The organism is Sedimentibacter sp. B4 (genome assembly GCF_000309315.1).
GTDB lineage: Bacteria > Bacillota > Clostridia > Tissierellales > Sedimentibacteraceae > Sedimentibacter > Sedimentibacter saalensis.
The window spans coordinates 1-241 of record NZ_CANG01000831.1 but is presented as its reverse complement, the minus strand read 5'-3'; the positions used below and the strand labels follow the sequence as shown (position 1 = coordinate 241).

The following is a 241-nucleotide window of genomic DNA, read 5'->3' as shown; positions in this document are numbered from 1 at the left end:
TCGAAGCTGACGTCCTTGAGCAGCGCCTTGGTGGACAGCCCGGTCACGCTGAGCACGATCGGGCGGGCGTCGCGCACGTTCTCGGGCCTGGCCTCGGTGTTGATCGCGCGTCCGACCATCTTCGAGATCACCTGGTCCATCGAGGTCTCCGCCATCGGCATCGTGTCGATGTAGCGGCCGTCGCGGATCACGGTGATCCGGTCGGCGATCCGTCTGAGCTCGCCCATCCGGTGGGAGATGA

The 241-nt window shown here is 66.0% G+C and carries 1 pseudogene; it reads right to left on the bottom strand.

Going from position 1 to position 241, the window contains the following annotated elements:
- Positions 1-241, bottom strand: a pseudogene (locus BN358_RS27025) (D-xylose ABC transporter ATP-binding protein); the annotation flags it as partial.